This is a genomic window from Microbacterium hydrocarbonoxydans, from assembly GCF_011752045.1.
Taxonomy (GTDB): Bacteria; Actinomycetota; Actinomycetes; order Actinomycetales; family Microbacteriaceae; genus Microbacterium.
This window is the reverse complement of record NZ_JAAKXW010000003.1, coordinates 390,232-405,634: the sequence shown is the minus strand read 5'-3', so window position 1 is coordinate 405,634 and position 15,403 is coordinate 390,232. Positions and strand designations below refer to the sequence as shown.

At 67.7% G+C, this 15,403-nt stretch carries 13 protein-coding genes and 1 pseudogene; 11 read left to right on the top strand and 3 right to left on the bottom strand.

All coding sequences use genetic code 11. The features are described 5' to 3' along the window. Window positions 1-10: 10 nt before the first annotated feature. Window positions 11-1,156, bottom strand: coding sequence for an N-acetylglucosamine-6-phosphate deacetylase (locus G6G98_RS12905; protein WP_164234066.1), 1,146 nt, complete (start codon window positions 1,154-1,156; stop codon window positions 11-13). Then, window positions 1,153-1,971, bottom strand: a complete 819-nt coding sequence (locus G6G98_RS12900) for a 6-phosphogluconolactonase (RefSeq protein ID WP_208321491.1) — start codon at window positions 1,969-1,971, stop codon at window positions 1,153-1,155. The genes G6G98_RS12905 and G6G98_RS12900 overlap by 4 nt, the downstream gene beginning before the upstream one ends. A gap of 12 nt (window positions 1,972-1,983) precedes the next feature. On the opposite strand from G6G98_RS12900, the gene G6G98_RS12895 reads away from it, so the two are divergent. The 7 genes from G6G98_RS12895 (at window position 1,984) to G6G98_RS12865 (ending at window position 9,680) form a co-directional block, all read left to right on the top strand. Next, window positions 1,984-2,988: a LacI family DNA-binding transcriptional regulator gene (locus tag G6G98_RS12895; protein WP_164234067.1), complete on the top strand. Its 1,005-nt coding sequence runs from the start codon at window positions 1,984-1,986 to the stop codon at window positions 2,986-2,988. 32 nt (window positions 2,989-3,020) lie between these two features. Then, on the top strand, window positions 3,021-4,019 hold the full coding sequence (locus G6G98_RS12890) for a Gfo/Idh/MocA family protein (RefSeq protein WP_164234068.1): 999 nt from the start codon (window positions 3,021-3,023) through the stop codon (window positions 4,017-4,019). Window positions 4,020-4,021: 2 nt separating this feature from the next. After that, window positions 4,022-5,086 (top strand): Gfo/Idh/MocA family protein, encoded by a 1,065-nt coding sequence (locus G6G98_RS12885; protein ID WP_164234069.1) that lies wholly within the window; start codon window positions 4,022-4,024, stop codon window positions 5,084-5,086. A 5-nt stretch (window positions 5,087-5,091) separates the two neighbouring features. Further along, complete coding sequence (locus G6G98_RS12880) at window positions 5,092-6,384, top strand: ABC transporter substrate-binding protein (RefSeq protein ID WP_164234070.1); 1,293 nt, start codon at window positions 5,092-5,094, stop codon at window positions 6,382-6,384. After that, on the top strand, window positions 6,381-7,319 hold the full coding sequence (locus tag G6G98_RS12875; RefSeq protein WP_164234071.1) for a carbohydrate ABC transporter permease: 939 nt from the start codon (window positions 6,381-6,383) through the stop codon (window positions 7,317-7,319). Before G6G98_RS12880 ends, G6G98_RS12875 begins: the two co-directional genes overlap by 4 nt. Next, on the top strand, window positions 7,309-8,232 hold the full coding sequence (locus G6G98_RS12870) for a carbohydrate ABC transporter permease (protein ID WP_164234072.1): 924 nt from the start codon (window positions 7,309-7,311) through the stop codon (window positions 8,230-8,232). The genes G6G98_RS12875 and G6G98_RS12870 overlap by 11 nt, the downstream gene beginning before the upstream one ends. Before the next feature lie 95 nt (window positions 8,233-8,327). Further along, window positions 8,328-9,680, top strand: coding sequence for a mannitol dehydrogenase family protein (locus G6G98_RS12865; protein ID WP_243842124.1), 1,353 nt, complete (start codon window positions 8,328-8,330; stop codon window positions 9,678-9,680). A gap of 84 nt (window positions 9,681-9,764) precedes the next feature. Here G6G98_RS12865 and G6G98_RS12860 read toward each other — a convergent pair whose 3' ends face one another. After that, window positions 9,765-11,990 (bottom strand): glycoside hydrolase family 3 C-terminal domain-containing protein, encoded by a 2,226-nt coding sequence (locus G6G98_RS12860; RefSeq protein WP_164234074.1) that lies wholly within the window; start codon window positions 11,988-11,990, stop codon window positions 9,765-9,767. A 264-nt stretch (window positions 11,991-12,254) separates the two neighbouring features. Here G6G98_RS12860 and G6G98_RS12855 point away from each other — a divergent pair, with 264 nt between their 5' ends. From G6G98_RS12855 to G6G98_RS12845, 4 genes and pseudogenes are all read left to right on the top strand, one after another. Beyond that, a complete protein-coding gene (locus G6G98_RS12855; RefSeq protein WP_243842123.1) occupies window positions 12,255-13,550 on the top strand; it encodes an MFS transporter in 1,296 nt (431 codons plus the stop codon). A 169-nt stretch (window positions 13,551-13,719) separates the two neighbouring features. Continuing rightward, a complete protein-coding gene (locus G6G98_RS12850; protein WP_243842122.1) occupies window positions 13,720-14,310 on the top strand; it encodes a TetR/AcrR family transcriptional regulator in 591 nt (196 codons plus the stop codon). A gap of 149 nt (window positions 14,311-14,459) precedes the next feature. Then, a pseudogene (locus G6G98_RS17285) lies at window positions 14,460-14,957 on the top strand (antibiotic biosynthesis monooxygenase); the annotation flags it as partial. A gap of 169 nt (window positions 14,958-15,126) precedes the next feature. Beyond that, entirely contained in the window at window positions 15,127-15,390 is a 264-nt protein-coding gene (locus G6G98_RS12845) for a hypothetical protein (RefSeq protein ID WP_166706094.1), read from the top strand. The last annotated feature ends 13 nt before the right edge of the window (window positions 15,391-15,403 follow it).

The window sequence follows — 15,403 nt, the reverse complement described above, 5'->3', positions numbered from 1 at the left end:
CACTGAGGTATCAAGCGATGCGCTGGCCGCGTATGTACACGTCGACAGGGCGGATGCGGTCGTCGCCTGGCGACCAGGTGAATCGGATCACATCCGCACGGGCACCGATGCGCCACGGTTCGCTCCCGTCGAGCAGCTTCGCCGGCGCGGAACTTGCGAGGTCCACGGCCAGCGCGAGCGACCCGGTCACACGCGCGGCGGTCGCGACGCCGACATCGAGAGCCTGGACCGAGCCGGCCAGGAACCCGGTCGAGACATGGCGGAGGGCGCCGTCTTCGGTGATCGCGACGCCACCGCCGATCGTCGATACGCCGCGGTCGATGAGCGCAGGCGGTGTCGCGACCGCGTCACTGACGATGAAGACGCCGTGGTCGCGCTTGGCCTCGATCATCGTCGCAAGCGTCGTGTCGGGAAGATGATGACCGTCTGCGATGATCCCCGCTGAGAGCCGACGCTCGGCGAGCTGCGTCCAGAGATAGTTGGGGTGCCTTGGCAGCATCGCATGAGCGCCGTTGCCGAGATGAGTGGAGAGCGTGGCGCCGGCGTCTACCACCGCGGCGATCTGAGCCTCATCGGCGTGGGTGTGGCCGATGGAGACGCGCACTCCGTGGGCGACCAGGAAACGCGTGGCCTCGACGGCATCTTCGTAATGAGGGGACAGCGTCACCACGCTCAGGAGACCTTCGGCGGCGTCGAGCCAGCCGGTCAGTTCCGCGATGGCCGGCGGGCGAATGTGCTCGAGCGCATGCACTCCTCGCGGGCCTTCCTCGGGCGAGAGGTTCGGCCCCTCGACGTGGATACCGGCCACCATGGCTGCGGCCAGCGGATCGGTGCGGGCACTCGCGATGGCAGCGATCCTGTCCCGCATGTCGGAGATCGACGCGGTGATCACAGTCGGCAGGAACCTCGTGACACCGCGCGCAGCGAGTGCGCGTGCCATCTCGGCGATGTGGTCGGGAGATGGCGATGCGGCGTTCGCGTCGCCGCGTTCCAGTCCGTTCACCTGGAGGTCCACCAAACCCGGTGCGATCCACGGCGTCTCGTCGTCGACCGGCACGGCGGACAGCGCTTTGATGCGGCCGTTGTCTATGACGACTTCCAGCCCGCCGCCGTGTACGTCTCGACCGCGGAGAACCGTCTCGGATAAGGGGCTCATGCTGTGGCGGGGAGAAGCGAGGCAGCCTCGCGGTCAACGTGTACCTCGCAGTGCGGATGCCGACGCAGCACCGTGCACGGCCAGGTGGCATCGACCTGCTCCTCCATCAGCGCACGCACGGCCTCCGCCTTGCGTGCGTCAGGGACGGCGCACACGAGGTGGCTGCCACGCAGGAGCGCGGGAATCGTGAGGGTGAGCGCATGCGTCGGCACATCATCGAGGGTAGCGAAGCACTCATCATCGACCTGCTGCATGCGACTCACCTCATCGAGATGAACCACGCGGACGGCCTTGGCATCGTCGAGCTGCGCGTCGGGCGGGTCGTTGAACGCGATGTGGCCGTTCACCCCGATGCCGAGACAGACCAGGTCGATCGGAGCCTCCGCGAGAAGTGCCGCGTACTCTGCGATCGCGGCATCTGGGCCGGCCTCGGTGCGCATCGGGTGGAAGGTCACGTCTCCGATCCTCGTCAGGAGGTGCTCGCGGAGCCAGTTGCCGAACCTCTGCGGCGCGGCGGGCGAGAGATCGACATATTCATCCATGTGGAGGATGGTCACCTGCTCCCACCTGATGTCGGGCTCCTCGGCGAGTGCCCGGTACACGTCGAGCTGACTCGGCGCCGCGGCGGCGATCATTCGCGCGGATCCGCGATCGGCGATGGCCGCACGCAGTGTCTCGGCGGCGGCATGGGCCGCGGCTGAGCCCATCGTGCCGCGATCGGGATGGACGTTCAGGCTGAACGAGGACGCACTCATGTTGTGCAAGAATAGTGCAACCGCTTGCAAAGTCAAGCCCGCAATTGCGGACAGCGCCACTATCGTTGAGCCATGACCTCGAAACGAAAGGGCAGGGTGACGCTCGCCGATCTCGCGCGAGCCGCCGGCGTGTCAGAGTCGACCGCGTCACGGGCCTTCACCCGCCCCGACCTCATCCGTGACGACACGGTCGAACGGATCAAGCGGCTTGCGATTGAGCTCGGCTACTCGGTCGACCCGCATGCCAGGGCACTGTCGACCGGTCGTACGCGGAACATCGCGCTCATCGTCCCGGACATCGCCAATCCCTTCTTCCCACCGCTCGTGCGCGAGGTGGAAGCCGGCGCGGAGCGCGCAGGCTACGCGGTGTTCCTCGGGGACTCGGATGAGCGCGCGGCCCGCGAGAAGGTGCTGATCGACAGGCTCGACATGCAGGTCGATGGCTTCGTTCTCGCTTCGTCGCGACTTCCCGCGGAGCAGATCCTCGAACTCGCGGAGCGAGTTCCGACCGTCTTGATCAATCGCGAGATCGAGGGCGTTCAACGCGTTCTCGTCGACGCGGCATCCGGTGTGCGTGAGGCGGTCGACCTGCTCGCCGCGATGGGGCACTCGACGATCGCCTACCTCGCGGGGCCACCGGAGACTTGGGCCGACCAGCAGCGCCGCGCCGCGGTTCTGGGGGGCGCCGCCGCGGCCGCCGTGACCGTGACTGTGATCGAGCTCGGCAGGCCCAGTTACGAGGCCGGGCGCGAGTGTGTCGGCTCGCTGATCGCGACCGGAGCCACGGCGGCGATCGCGTTCGATGATGTGATCGCGCACGGCGTGCTCGCCGGGTTCAGCCTCATCGGGTTGAATGTGCCCGCGGACTTCAGCGTGATCGGCTGCGACGACGTGCTTGCGGCGACGACGCTGCCCGCACTGACGACGGTGTCGGGCGGTTCGGCGGCGAGCGGGGCGGCCGCGCTGTCGACGTTGCTCGGGCTGATCGATGGCGCCGCACCTGTCGAGCGCACGGCGCTCGCCGCGCATCTCGTGCACCGCGCGAGTGTGGCGCCGGCCCGCAATATCCGTCGTTGACTTTGCAAGCGGTTGCATGATTCAATGCCCACATGACAGGCATTGTGATCGTCGGTGTGGCGCACTCGCACGTCGAGTACGCCCTCGCCGAACTCCGTGAGCGTCCCGACCTTCGTCTTGACGGAGTGCACGACCCCGACCAAGAGGCCGCAGCGGGCATCGCTGCCGAGTTCGGGGCCCCCGTGCTCTCTTCGCTCGACGAGGTCCTCAGGCTGCGATCGTCGATCGTCGTCTGCGCGGGCGTCTACAGCGAGCGCGCAGACATCGTGCTGGCCGCACTGCGCGGCGGTGCGGATGTGCTCTGCGACAAGCCGCTGTGCCTCGATCTCGACGAACTCGCCGCCATCGAGGCGACCGCAGCGTCGACGGGCCGCAGAGTCGCGCTGATGCTCGAGAAGCGCACGTATCCCGAGACCCTCGCTCTCACGGAGGCCATCGAAGAGGGGCGTCTCGGCGTCCCGGTCGCGCTCGCGTCCTGGGCACCGCACAAGCTTCTCCGGGAACAGCGGGCACCCTGGTTCCTTGACCCCGACAACTATGGAGGCATCCTCGCCGATCTCCTGGTGCACGATGTCGACATCGCACTGCAGATCACCGGAGCCACCCGCGGCACGGTCCGCGGATGGCTGGGTCCTACGATCGAGACCGGATTCCACCTGCAGGGCGGAGCGACAGTGGTCCTCGACGACGGAGACGGCGACGGCGTCAGGCTGAGCGCCGAGGTCGACTGGCTGACACCGAGCGGGTCCGACATCCACGGCGACTATCGCCTGCGGGTGGTGGGCGCGGAGGGTACGGCCGAGGTCTACTGGGGCCGGGGCGTGTTCGAGCTGACCACAGCTTCCGAGCCGCGTCATTCGCCCAGGGCACCGCGCGGACGCCGTCCGGCGCAGGACGCGCTCGACGCGCTGCTGGCCGGAGGAGCGGATGCGGACCGCGCGACCCGCGACGCCATCGTCGCCACCCGCATCGCACTCCTCGCCGAACGGAGCGCCCGAATGGGTGGCGTCGAACTGAACTGGGAGGCCTGAGCATGCTCGAAGTCGCCATCATCGGCGCCGGGTTCATCGGCGGCGTGCACGCGCGTCTGATCGATTCGATCGACGGCGCGCGAGTGAGCGCCGTGATCGACAACCGCGCCGACCGTGCCGAGGTGCTTGCCGCACCGCGCGCCGCGCACACGGCATCCTCGCTCGACGAACTCGCCGATGCCGGCCGCCTGCCTGACATCGTCAGCATCTGCACCGTCAGCGCCGGCCACGCGGATCTCGCGATCCGTGCCTTGGAGCTCGGTTGCCATGTGCTGGTGGAGAAGCCCGTGGACATCAGCATCGACGCCGCGGATCGCCTCGCGGACGTGGCAGCCGCGGGCGATCGCGTGATCAGCGTTGTGAGCCAGCGGCGATTCCTCACTACCTCCGTCGCGTTGCGAGAGGCCGTCGATGCGGGCCGGCTCGGCCGGCTCACGGGCGGCACCGTCGAGTCGCCGTTCTTTCGCGCACAGTCATACTACGACTCGGGCGACTGGCGGGGCACGGTGGAGCACGACGGTGGCGGCGCGCTGATGAACCAGGGCGTCCATGCTCTGGATCTGCTCCTGTGGTTCCTCGGACATCCGCGCAGCATCGCCGCGATCACCGCCTGCGTCGCGCACGAGCGTATCGAGGTGGAGGACGTCGCCGGCGCCGTGCTCGGATTCGAGTCGGGCGCCGTCGGCACCGTCTTCGCGTCGACCGCAGCCTATCCGGAGGGCAGTGTGCGCCTGTCGGTGTTCGGAACGGAAGGATCGGCCACGATTGCCGCCGGCCGCCTCGTCATGCGCTACAACGATGCGGACGAGGTCATCGAAGACACCGCGCCAGAGGGATGGACGACCGTCGATTGGGCGCACCGCGCGCAGTATCTGGATGTGCTCGACGCCATCACCGCACGCCGTCCTCCTGCCATCGGGGTCGCCGATGGGCGCCTCGCCTTGGCATCCGTCGTCGGCGTCTACGAGTCCGCGCGCGTGGGCCGCACCGTCCCTGTTCCTCGATCCCGACATGACCACTCACTCCAGACGGACCCTGCCGTCGACACAACCAACCAATGGAGGTAGGCACCATGCACCGCACAGCTCGACTCACAACCGCACTCTTCGGACTCACCGCCGGCGCGCTCCTCGTCTCCGGCTGCGGGCCGGCGACGGAGACCACGCCTGAAGGCGGCGGCGACGTCACCATCCGCTTCGCCTGGTGGGGATCGGATGCCCGGCACACCGCGACCGAAGCCGCTGTAGACGCCTTCGAGGAGGCGAATCCCGGCATCACAGTCGAAACCGAGTTCGGCGACTGGGGAGGATACTGGGACCGTCTCGCGACGCAGACCGCGGGCGGCAACACGCCCGATGTCGTGCAGATGAGCGACGCTTATCTCGCGGAGTATGCGGGACGTGGAGTGCTGCTGCCGCTTGCTGATCGCCCCGAGATCGACATGACGGCGCTCGATGACGCCGGCGTCGACAGCGGTGAAGTCGACGGCGAGGTGTACGCGTTGCAGGCAGGCGCCAACTTCCCTGCTGTGCTCGCGAACCCCGCCCTCTTCGCTGCTGCGGGCATCGAGATGCCCGATGACGCGAGCTGGGACTGGAGCGACTACGAGGAGATCTCGGCCGCATTCGCGAAGGCCGGCACCGGTGCTGCCGGGACGGATTCGATCATCGGCGATCCGATCACCAACGCATGGCTGCTACAGCGCGGCGATGCACTCTTCACCGCCGACGGCGAGGTCGGCTTCGACCCCGACGGTCTCACCGGCTACTTCGAACTGGTGTCAGGACTCAGCTCGTCGGGCGGTGCGCCGGAGGCCTCTGTGATCACCGAGCAGATGGTGCTCTCCCCTGATCAGTGGGGGATCGCCACAGGCAAGAGCGCAATGGGGTTCGCATGGTCGAACCTCCTGACGACTATCGAGGGCTCGCTCGGCTCTGAGCTCGAACTCCTGCGGCTGCCCTCAGACGGCGAGGAGAGCGGCATCTACCTCCGCGGAGCGATGTACTACTCGATCGCGGCGAGCTCGAAGCACCCCGCTGAATCGGCGAAGCTCATCGACTTCCTCCTCAACGACGAGGCGGCGGCGGACGAGCTCCTGGCGGAGCGGGGTCTTCCCCTGAACACCGATATCCGTGAGTACATCGCCGACAAGGTGTCCGAGCCGGAACAGAGGCTCATCGCGTTCACCGTCGACTACTCCGATGCTTTCGGCAAGGCTCCGGCAGTTCCGGCCGTGGGCGGCGGTACCTACGACCAGGTCGTCCAGCGAGGGATCTCGGACGTGCTGTTCGGCACGATCTCACCTCAGGAGGCATCGCAGCGGGTCCACAAGGAACTCAGCGACCTTCTGATCGCAGCGGGATGACAGACGAGATCGTGACTGCCGCTGTCTCCGCCGCACGTCCCCGCCGCGCCCTCGCGCGGCGGGGATTGCGGGAGTCTCTTGCCGCCTACGGCTTCCTTGCTCCGTGGATCATCGGCATGGTCGCCTTCACCATCGGTCCGGTGATCGCCTCCTTCGCCCTTTCTTTCACGAGATACAATCTGCTCCAGCCGCCCGCATGGATCGGTACGCAGAACTACGAGCAGATGATGCAGGACGAGCGTCTGCATCACTCGCTCGGCGTGACATTCACCTACGTTGCGCTGGCCGTTCCCCTCCAGTTGATCGTGGCTCTCGGCTTGGCGATGTTGCTTGATCAGGGCCTGCGCGGGATGTCGTTCTATCGCTCCGCCTTCTATCTGCCCTCGATGCTCGGAGCATCCGTGGCCATCGCGGTGCTGTGGCGCCAGATGTTCGGTGCCGACGGGCTCGTCAATCAGGTGCTGGCGATGTTCGGTCTCGAGGGTGCGAGCTGGATCGCGAGTCCGGACACGGCGCTCGGAACGCTCATCGTCCTGCACGTGTGGACGTTCGGCTCGCCGTTGGTGATCTTTCTCGCGGGTCTGCGCAACGTGCCTCGGATGTACTACGAGGCAGCGCAAGTCGACGGCGCAGGTCCCGTGCGGCGATTCCTGTCGATCACGCTGCCGCTCCTGTCCCCCATCATCTTCTTCAATCTCATCCTGCAGGTGATCGGCGCTTTCCAGACCTTCACGCAGGCGTTCATCGTCTCCAACGGAACAGGCGGACCGTCCGACGCGACCCTGTTCTTCACTCTGTACCTCTATCAGAAGGGGTTCCCCGGGTTCCAGATGGGCTACGCATCGGCGATGGCCTGGCTTCTTCTGGTCATCGTGGCGGGGGTCACCGCGCTGAACTTCTGGATCTCGAAATGGTGGGTGTTCTATGAAGACTGAAGTGGGTGAGACCGAGGCGATCGTCGTCAGCGGAGACCGTCACCGTGACGTGAATGTGGGTGTCGCGGCGTCGCGGCGCAGCATCGCCGGGGGTATCCGCACCATCCTGAAGCACGTCGGCCTCGTCGCCCTGGCCGTACTCATGCTGTACCCCGTCGTCTGGATGGTAGTGAGTTCCTTCCGGCCGACGGTCGACATCTTCAGCTCACCCGGTTTGTCGTTCGAGGGGTTCACGCTCGAGAACTACACGCTGGGCTGGGACGCGCTCTCAGAGCCCTTCGGGCGATACTTGCTGAACTCGGCCGTGGTGGTGCTCGGCGCGATCATCGGCAACCTGGTGTCGTGCTCCCTCGCGGCCTACGCCTTCGCGCGACTCGCGTTCAGGGGACGCAGATGGATGTTCGGCCTGATGCTGCTCACGATCATGCTGCCGCTGCAGGTGATCATCGTGCCGCAGTACATCATGTTCAACTCGGTGGGCTGGGTGAACACGGTCCTCCCGCTCATCGTGCCGAAGCTCTTCGCGACCGACGGCTTCTTCATCTTCCTGATGGTGCAGTTCATTCGCGGTCTGCCACGAGAACTCGACGAGGCCGCACGGATAGACGGTTGCGGGCACTTGCGCACCTTCTGGCAGATCCTGCTGCCGCTGATGACGCCGGCCCTCGCGACGACAGCGATCTTCACGTTCATCTGGACCTGGAACGACTTCTTCAGCCAAGTGATCTACCTCACCTCGCCGGAGTCCTACACGGTGCAGCCCGCGTTGCGCGCCTTCCTCGATTCGCAGGGTCAGAGTTCCTGGGGTCCGCTGTTCGCAATGTCGGTCATCTCGATCGTCCCCGTCTTCCTGGCCTTCCTCTTCGGTCAGAAGTACCTGGTTCGCGGCATCGCGACGACGGGGCTCAAGTGAGGATGCATGAAGCATCGGCGGGCGAGCTCTCCGGCGAGCTCGCCGCGTCGCGGCGTCTGTGTCGGAGCGCAGGGATACTGCCGCCGGTGCGCATCGTGCACCTCGGCCTCGGCGCGTTCCACCGGGCGCATCAGGCCTGGTACACGGCTCATGCCGACCCTGCCGGCGAGTGGGGGATCGCGGCGTTCACCGGTCGCGGACCCGCAGCGGCGCACGTTCTCGGGGCGCAGGAGGGCTTGTACACGCTCATCGAGCGCGGTCCGGACGGGGATCGGTACGAGACCGTGACGTCGATCGTGGAGACTCACGATGCCTCCGAGACGGCGGCGCTGCGGGCACTGGTGTCCAGACCGGAAGTGACCGTGGTGACTCTGACGGTCACCGAGAAGGGTTATCACCTCGACGCGTCCGGAGCGCTGGACACGGGCGATGCCGATGTCGTGGCAGACAGCGTGACGCTGCGGCGGAGTGAGGCCGGAGCGGCTGCCGTGGAGGACGGAGCGCTGCGGACGATGCCTGGTCGACTGCTCTGGGCGCTGCTCGGCCGAGCGGAATCCGGGGCCGGGCCCATCGCAGTCGTGTCCTGCGACAACCTTGCCGGCAACGGCGCAGCGGCGCGCGCTGCGGTGATGGGACTGGCGGAGCTCGTCAACCCGGCGCTGGCATCGGCCATCGAGGTCGACTGGATCCACACCTCGATAGATCGCATCACACCGCGCACGACCGTCGCCGATATCGAGGCCGTGGCCACACGCACCGGCATACTCGATCTCGCGCCCGTCGTGACGGAGCGGTACTCAAGCTGGATACTCAGCGGCCGTTTCCGCGCGGCTCGGCCGCGGTGGGAGGACGCCGGCGCCCTGTTCGTCGATGTACTCGAGCCGTTCGAACGGAGAAAGCTGTGGATGCTGAACGGGGCCCACTCGCTGCTGGCCTATGCGGGAATCGGGTTCGGGCACACGACCGTCGCTGAGGCCATTGCGGATGAGCGATGCGCGAAGGCGGTCGGACGACTGTGGGACCTGCATGCACGGCTTCTCTCGGAGAGCGGGCGCGATCTCGATCTCGACGACTACCGATTGGCGCTCGCCGCACGATTCGCGAACTCGGCGATCGCACATCGCCTGGATCAGATCGCCGCGGACGGCAGTGTCAAGTTGCGCAGCCGCATCGTCGAGGTCGTGCAGCGCGAACGCTCAGCCGGAGGGTCGGCAGATGCCGCCCTCCGAGTGATGGCCGAGTGGATTCGCTTCGTCCTCGCCGCGTGCGAGGCCGGCCGGATCATCGAAGATGCCGCAGCCGCGGAGATCGTCGCGGCGGCGGCCGCGTCGGATCCAACGCGAGGGTTGCTGGCGCTGATCGCGCCAGAGCTCGCCGACGACGAGGCGATCCTCATGCGTGTCATCGGCATGCTCGCTACGCCGCTGGACGTCGTCGGCCACCGATGAGCGGGCGGCCCGTCGCCCGAGGGCGTGCGGGGCCGTGGTGCGCATCCGGGCCGGGATCGGGCACCGGCCCGGATGCGGATCTGATCAGCCGCGCTGCGCGCGCTCGACGAGGGCGACCATCTCGTCTCGCGGCAGCGGGAAGCCGTCCAGGCGTCCGACCGGGAAGTTGCCGAGGAGCTTGAGCAGCTGGCTGTCCGCCCCGAACTTCTCCTCGATGCTCGCACGCAGCTCGGCGCCGACCACGGGGTCGTCGAGCATCTCCTCGATCGACGAGTTCAGCGTCGCGGGGAGCGTCACCTTCTCGCCCTCGAGCGTGACGGTGATGGAGGTGCGGATGTCGCGGCTGGACGCGCCGACCTCGACGACGTAGTCGCCGCCCTCGACGATCCAGCGGTCGACGCGGACGTCCCAGTAGGCGAGATCGGCCCGGCGGATGCGCAGCGAGACCTGCGCCGTGCGCCCCGGCTCGATCTCCACCGAGGAGAACGTCTTCAGCTCGCGTGGCGCGCGCTGCACGGACGAGCCCGGCACGGAGACGTACACCTGCACGACCTCGCGGCCGGCCCGCGGTCCGGTGTTCGTGACCGGCACGGTGACGACGACGTCGCCCTCCGCCGTCGTGGCGGCCGCCGCGGCGCCGTAGGTGAAGCTCGTGTAGGAGAGCCCGTGGCCGAACGGGTAGGCGACTTCCATCCGGCGGGCGTCGTACCAGCGGTACCCGACGAGCAGGCCCTCGCCGTAGTGCACGTGCCCGTGCTCGCCGGGGAAGCTGCCGTACGCCGGGGTGTCCTCCAGTCGCAGCGGGATCGTCTCCGCCAGGCGGCCGGAGGGGTTCACGGCGCCGAACAGCACGTCGGCGGTGCCTCCGCCCCCGGCCTGGCCGAGCAGCCACGCCTCGAGGATCGCGGGGACGCGGTCGGCGAACGGCAGCGCCACGACGCCGCCGTTCGACAGCACCACGACGATGTCGCCGTTGACCTCCCGGATCGCGTCGAGCAGCTCCAGCTGTGCGGCGGGGAGGTCGATGTGCGTGCGGTCGAAGCCCTCGGACTCCTCGTGGGCGGGAACGCCGAGGAACAGCACCACGGTGTGGGCGGATGCCGCTGCGGCGACGGCCTCTTCGCGGAGGGCTGCGGCCTCCTCCGCCGCAGGCGCCTCCTCTCCGATGGTGAACCCGGCGGCGAAGGTGACTCCGCCGGTGCACTTGTGCCGGATCTCGTCGAGGGCGCTGTCGACCCTGGTCGGATTGATCTGCGAGGAGCCGGCGCCCTGGTAGCGCGGCGTGCGCGCGAACTCGCCGATCACGGCGAGGTTCGCGGTGCGCCGCAGCGGCAGGATCCCGCCCTCGTTCTTCAGCAGCACGATCGAGCGGCCGGCGGCCTCGCGGGCGAGGGCATGGTGCGCCGCCACATCCAGGGGACCGGATGCCGCGGGGCGGGCCTGCGCCTTGCGGGCGAGGTCGATGAGCCGGTCGGCGACCGTGTCTAGTGCGGACTCGGCGAGGCGGCCGTCGCGCACGGCCGTGACGATCTCGGCATCCGTCCGTCCGCCGCTGCCGGGCATCTCCAGGTCCATGCCGGCGGCGACGCCGGCGACCCGGTCGCTGACCGCACCCCAGTCGGAGACGACGATGCCCTCGAAGCCCCATTCGTCGCGGAGCACCTGGGTGAGCAGCCAGGGGTCCTCGGAGGCGTAGACGCCGTTGATCCGGTTGTACGAGCACATCACGGTCCACGGCTGGGCGTCCTCGACGACGCGCTGGAAGCCGCGCAGGTAGATCTCCCGCAGGGTGCGGGGATCGACGTCGCTGGAGACGCGCAGCCGGTCGGTCTCCTGGTTGTTCGCGGCGTAGTGCTTGAGCGAGGAGCCGACGCCCTGAGACTGGATGCCGCGCACCAGCGCCGCCCCCATCACGCCGGAGACGATCGGGTCCTCCGACATGTACTCGAAATTGCGGCCGCACAGCGGTGAGCGCTTGATGTTGATGCCGGGGCCGAGGATGACGGCGACGTCCTCGATCGCCGACTCGTTGCCGAGGGCGACGCCGATGCGCTCCGCGAGCTCGGGGTCGAAGGAGGCGCTGAGGCCGACGGCCGGCGGGAAGCACGTCGCCGGGATGCTGCCGGCGAGTCCGAGGTGGTCGGTGGCACCGCCCTGCTTGCGCAGGCCGTGAGGGCCGTCTGTCAGCATGAGGGACGGGATGCCGACGCGCTCGATGCCCTTCGTCGTCCAGAAATCGGCGCCGCTGGTGAGCGCCGCCTTCTCCTCGAGCGTGAGATCCGCGGCGCGTGCGCTGGTGGGTTCGGACATGACTCCCTCTTCTTCGCTTCTTCGCGTCGGCACCGATCCTCGGGCGGCGGGCCGTGGAGAAACCTTATCCATGAGGGTTTTCGGCGGCAAGCTCCCAGCGATCTTTCAGAAATGACTTGTGGCCGGAAACCATAACGGTCTAGGTTTTCATTCACAGCAGTGGAGTTGCCCGAGAAGCGTGCGCGCGAAAGCTCCGCTCAGTCCAGCCAAAGGAGGCAGGTTATGAGTTCTGTCAGCGGATCAGCCGCAGGTAGCCCGTCAGGGATGACGGCGGCGAGTGCCGTCGCATCGCACGAGCACCACTGGTTCAAGGAGCCGACCGAGCCGGCGAAGAAGGGATATGTGGCCTGGCTGCTGCTCGCGCAGCTCTTCTTCTTCATCGCGCTGCTCGGCCCGGCGATCGTCGGTATCGGTATCAAGATCCAGTCGCTGGTCCATGCCGGGGCGATCCTGGAAGACGGTGCCACGGCCGCCGCTGCCGTTCTCGGTGGTGTGGGTGCCCTGTTCGCGACGGTCGCGAACGTCGTCTTCGGTCGCGTGTCCGACCGCACGACGAGCAAGTGGGGCCGCCGCCGGATCTGGATCGTGCTGGGCACGGTGCTGATGACGATCGCTTTCGCGGTCATGGCGCTCGCGCCCGACCTCACCATGGCTACTGTCGGGTGGGCTCTCGCGCAGCTCGGCGCGAACATGACGCTCGCTCCCTTCATCGCGACCATCTCCGACCAGGTGCCGAAGTTCCAGCGCGGCACGATCACGGCGGCGCTGGGAATCGCCCAGAACCTGGGTATCCTCGGCGGCGTCTACGTCGCGCAGTGGTTCGCGGCGGACCTCTTCATCATGTTCGTGGGCCCGTCGATTCTCGCGATCCTCGTGCTCGTGATCTTCGCCTTCGTGCTGCCCGACCAGGTTCTTCCGGTCAAGCCTCCGGCGATGAACTTCCGCGAGTGGGTCGAGACCTTCTGGGTGAGCCCGCGCAGCAACCCGGACTACGCGCTGGCATGGTGGTCGCGCTTCCTGATCACGTTCGCCAGTTTCGGGTTCACTGCGTTCAGGTTCTTCTACCTGCTCAACCACGTTGATGTGCCCGAGGCGGACATCCCCGGGGTCATCTCGCTGAGTGTCTTGATCTACACCATCGCCCTCGTCCCCGCGAGCATCATCGCCGGTCGCATCTCCGACAAGATCGGCCGACGCAAGGTGTTCGTCTGGAGCTCCACGGCGCTGTTCGCCGTCGGCACCTTCGCGCTGATCTTCATCCAGGACGTCACCGCCTTCTACGTTCTCGAGGCGCTGCTCGGAATCGCCTACGGCATCTACGTCGGCGTCGATCTGGCGCTCGTGGTGGACGTTCTGCCGAACCCGGATGACGCCGGAAAGGACCTCGGCGTGTTCAACATCGCGAACGCGCTTCCGCAGACCTTCGCCCCGGCCATCGGCGGCTTCGTCGTCTACGTGGGCAGCGCGAACGGCAGCAACTACGCCCTATGGTTCTCAGTCTGTGCGGTAGCGGCTCTGATCGGCGCCGCGGTCATCTTCCCGATCAAGAAAGTCAGATAAGCGCCGGGAGGGCAGAGGCCGGCGGGATGGCGGACAGGTCGGGGGGCCGAGTCCGTCATCCCGCCCGTTTTGGCTCGCTGACCTCGGTATCACGTAGACTCCGACGCAGGCATGTCATGCGGGCGGAGCCGCCCGCACGGATGACGCGAGCTTCTGTGGAGGGGGCATCATGAGTCGTGGCGCCTACGCCAAAGGAGTGGCGAAGCGCGAGGAGATCCTCGAGGTCGCCCTCGAGGTGGTCGCCGAGCTCGGATGCCGCAACGCCTCCAACCGCGAGATCGCCCGCCGCGTCGGCCTGAGCCAGGCCGGCCTGATGCACTACTTCGGCTCCCGGGAGGAGCTGTACATGGCGGTGCTCCGCGCCCGCGACACGCGTGACACCACGACGTACTGGGAGCCCGAGCACAGCTTCAAGGCCTTCCTCGACATCATCGGCCACAACACGCAGGTGCCAGGGCTCGTGCAGCTGTACGTGGAGTTCTCCGCAGAGGCCAGCATCGGCAAGCATCCGGCGCACGACTTCTTCGTGGAGCGCTATGCCTGGGTCAGGGAGCTGTCGAAGGAGTCGGTCCGCGCCGCGCAGGAGAGCGGCGAGTTCGGCCCGAACGTCGACCCCGACCTCGTCGCCGACATGGTGATCGCCGCCGCCGACGGCCTGCAGCAGCAGTGGCTCCTCGACCGGTCGATCGACATGGTGGCGCGCCTGCAGGCGCTGTGGAACGGCATCGCCGCTCTCTCGAAGATCCCCGCCGAGGGCTGAGCCCGGCTGTCGCTGCGCCCCGGCCGGTGACGCGGGCGCCGCGAATCCCGTAATGCCTCTGGTTTTTGGCTCCCGGGAGGGCTAGGTTCTCAGCGTCGACGGATCTCCGCTCGGCATCCGCGGTTCTCGACGGCGAAAGCGAGCGGCAGATGATCGATGATCGTGCGACGGTGTTCCTCCGGTTCTCCCGGACGGCGCCCGCTCTGTCGGATCTGGAGAGACTGGCGGAGTCGATCGAGCGCGACGCGGCGACGGCCATGGGGTTCGCCGGAATGCAGGTCTCGCTGCTGACCTCCGAGGTGCTGGAGCGTGCGATCGCCGTGCACTTCCGCTCGGAGCAGGATCTGCACGCGTGGCTCGATCGGGCCGGCGGTCTGCGGGAGAGCGGGCCGGTGGCGGGGATGGAGCTGTTCGTCGCAGACCATCCGCTGAGCCCCGGCGTGCTCCTGGTCAGGGACGCCCCGGCGCCGGGCCACGAGGCGGCGTTCATCGAGACGGCGGAGCATCTCGCCGGCCTGGAGTCGCGCTATCCGGGGTACGAGGGCTCGAGCGTGTTCCCGCCGATCGGCGAAGAGCAGCTGTGGGCGACCGTCATCCGCTTCCGCACCGGCGCGCATCTCGAGGCCTGGCTGTCCTCGCCTGAGCTGCGCCGCGCCCGGCCGGAGCGCCGCTCCCATCTGGCGACGGACACCGTGATCACGACCTCGGTGTCGACCTCGCTCGGATCCACCGTCCGCGTCGCCGGCGGCCACGCCGAGGTGACCCCGGCGTGGAAGACCTCGATGATGATCCTCCTCGTGCTGTACCCCGGCGATCATGCTGCTCAACAGGTTCCTCAACCCGGTGATCCACCTGTTCGCGCCGCAGCCCTGGTTGGCGGTGTTCCTCAGCATGGCGATCAGCATCGTGCTGCTGACCTGGGTGCTGCTGCCGGTGGCCGCCAGGCTCCTGAAACGGTGGCTCGACCCGGTCGAGGGGTCGCGGCCGGCGGTGAATCTCACCGGGATCGCCGTGATCTGCGCGGGCTACGTCGCATCGCTCGCGGTGTTCGCGGTGGTCCCGGTGCTCCAGCTGGGCTGAACGGCGGCCCGGT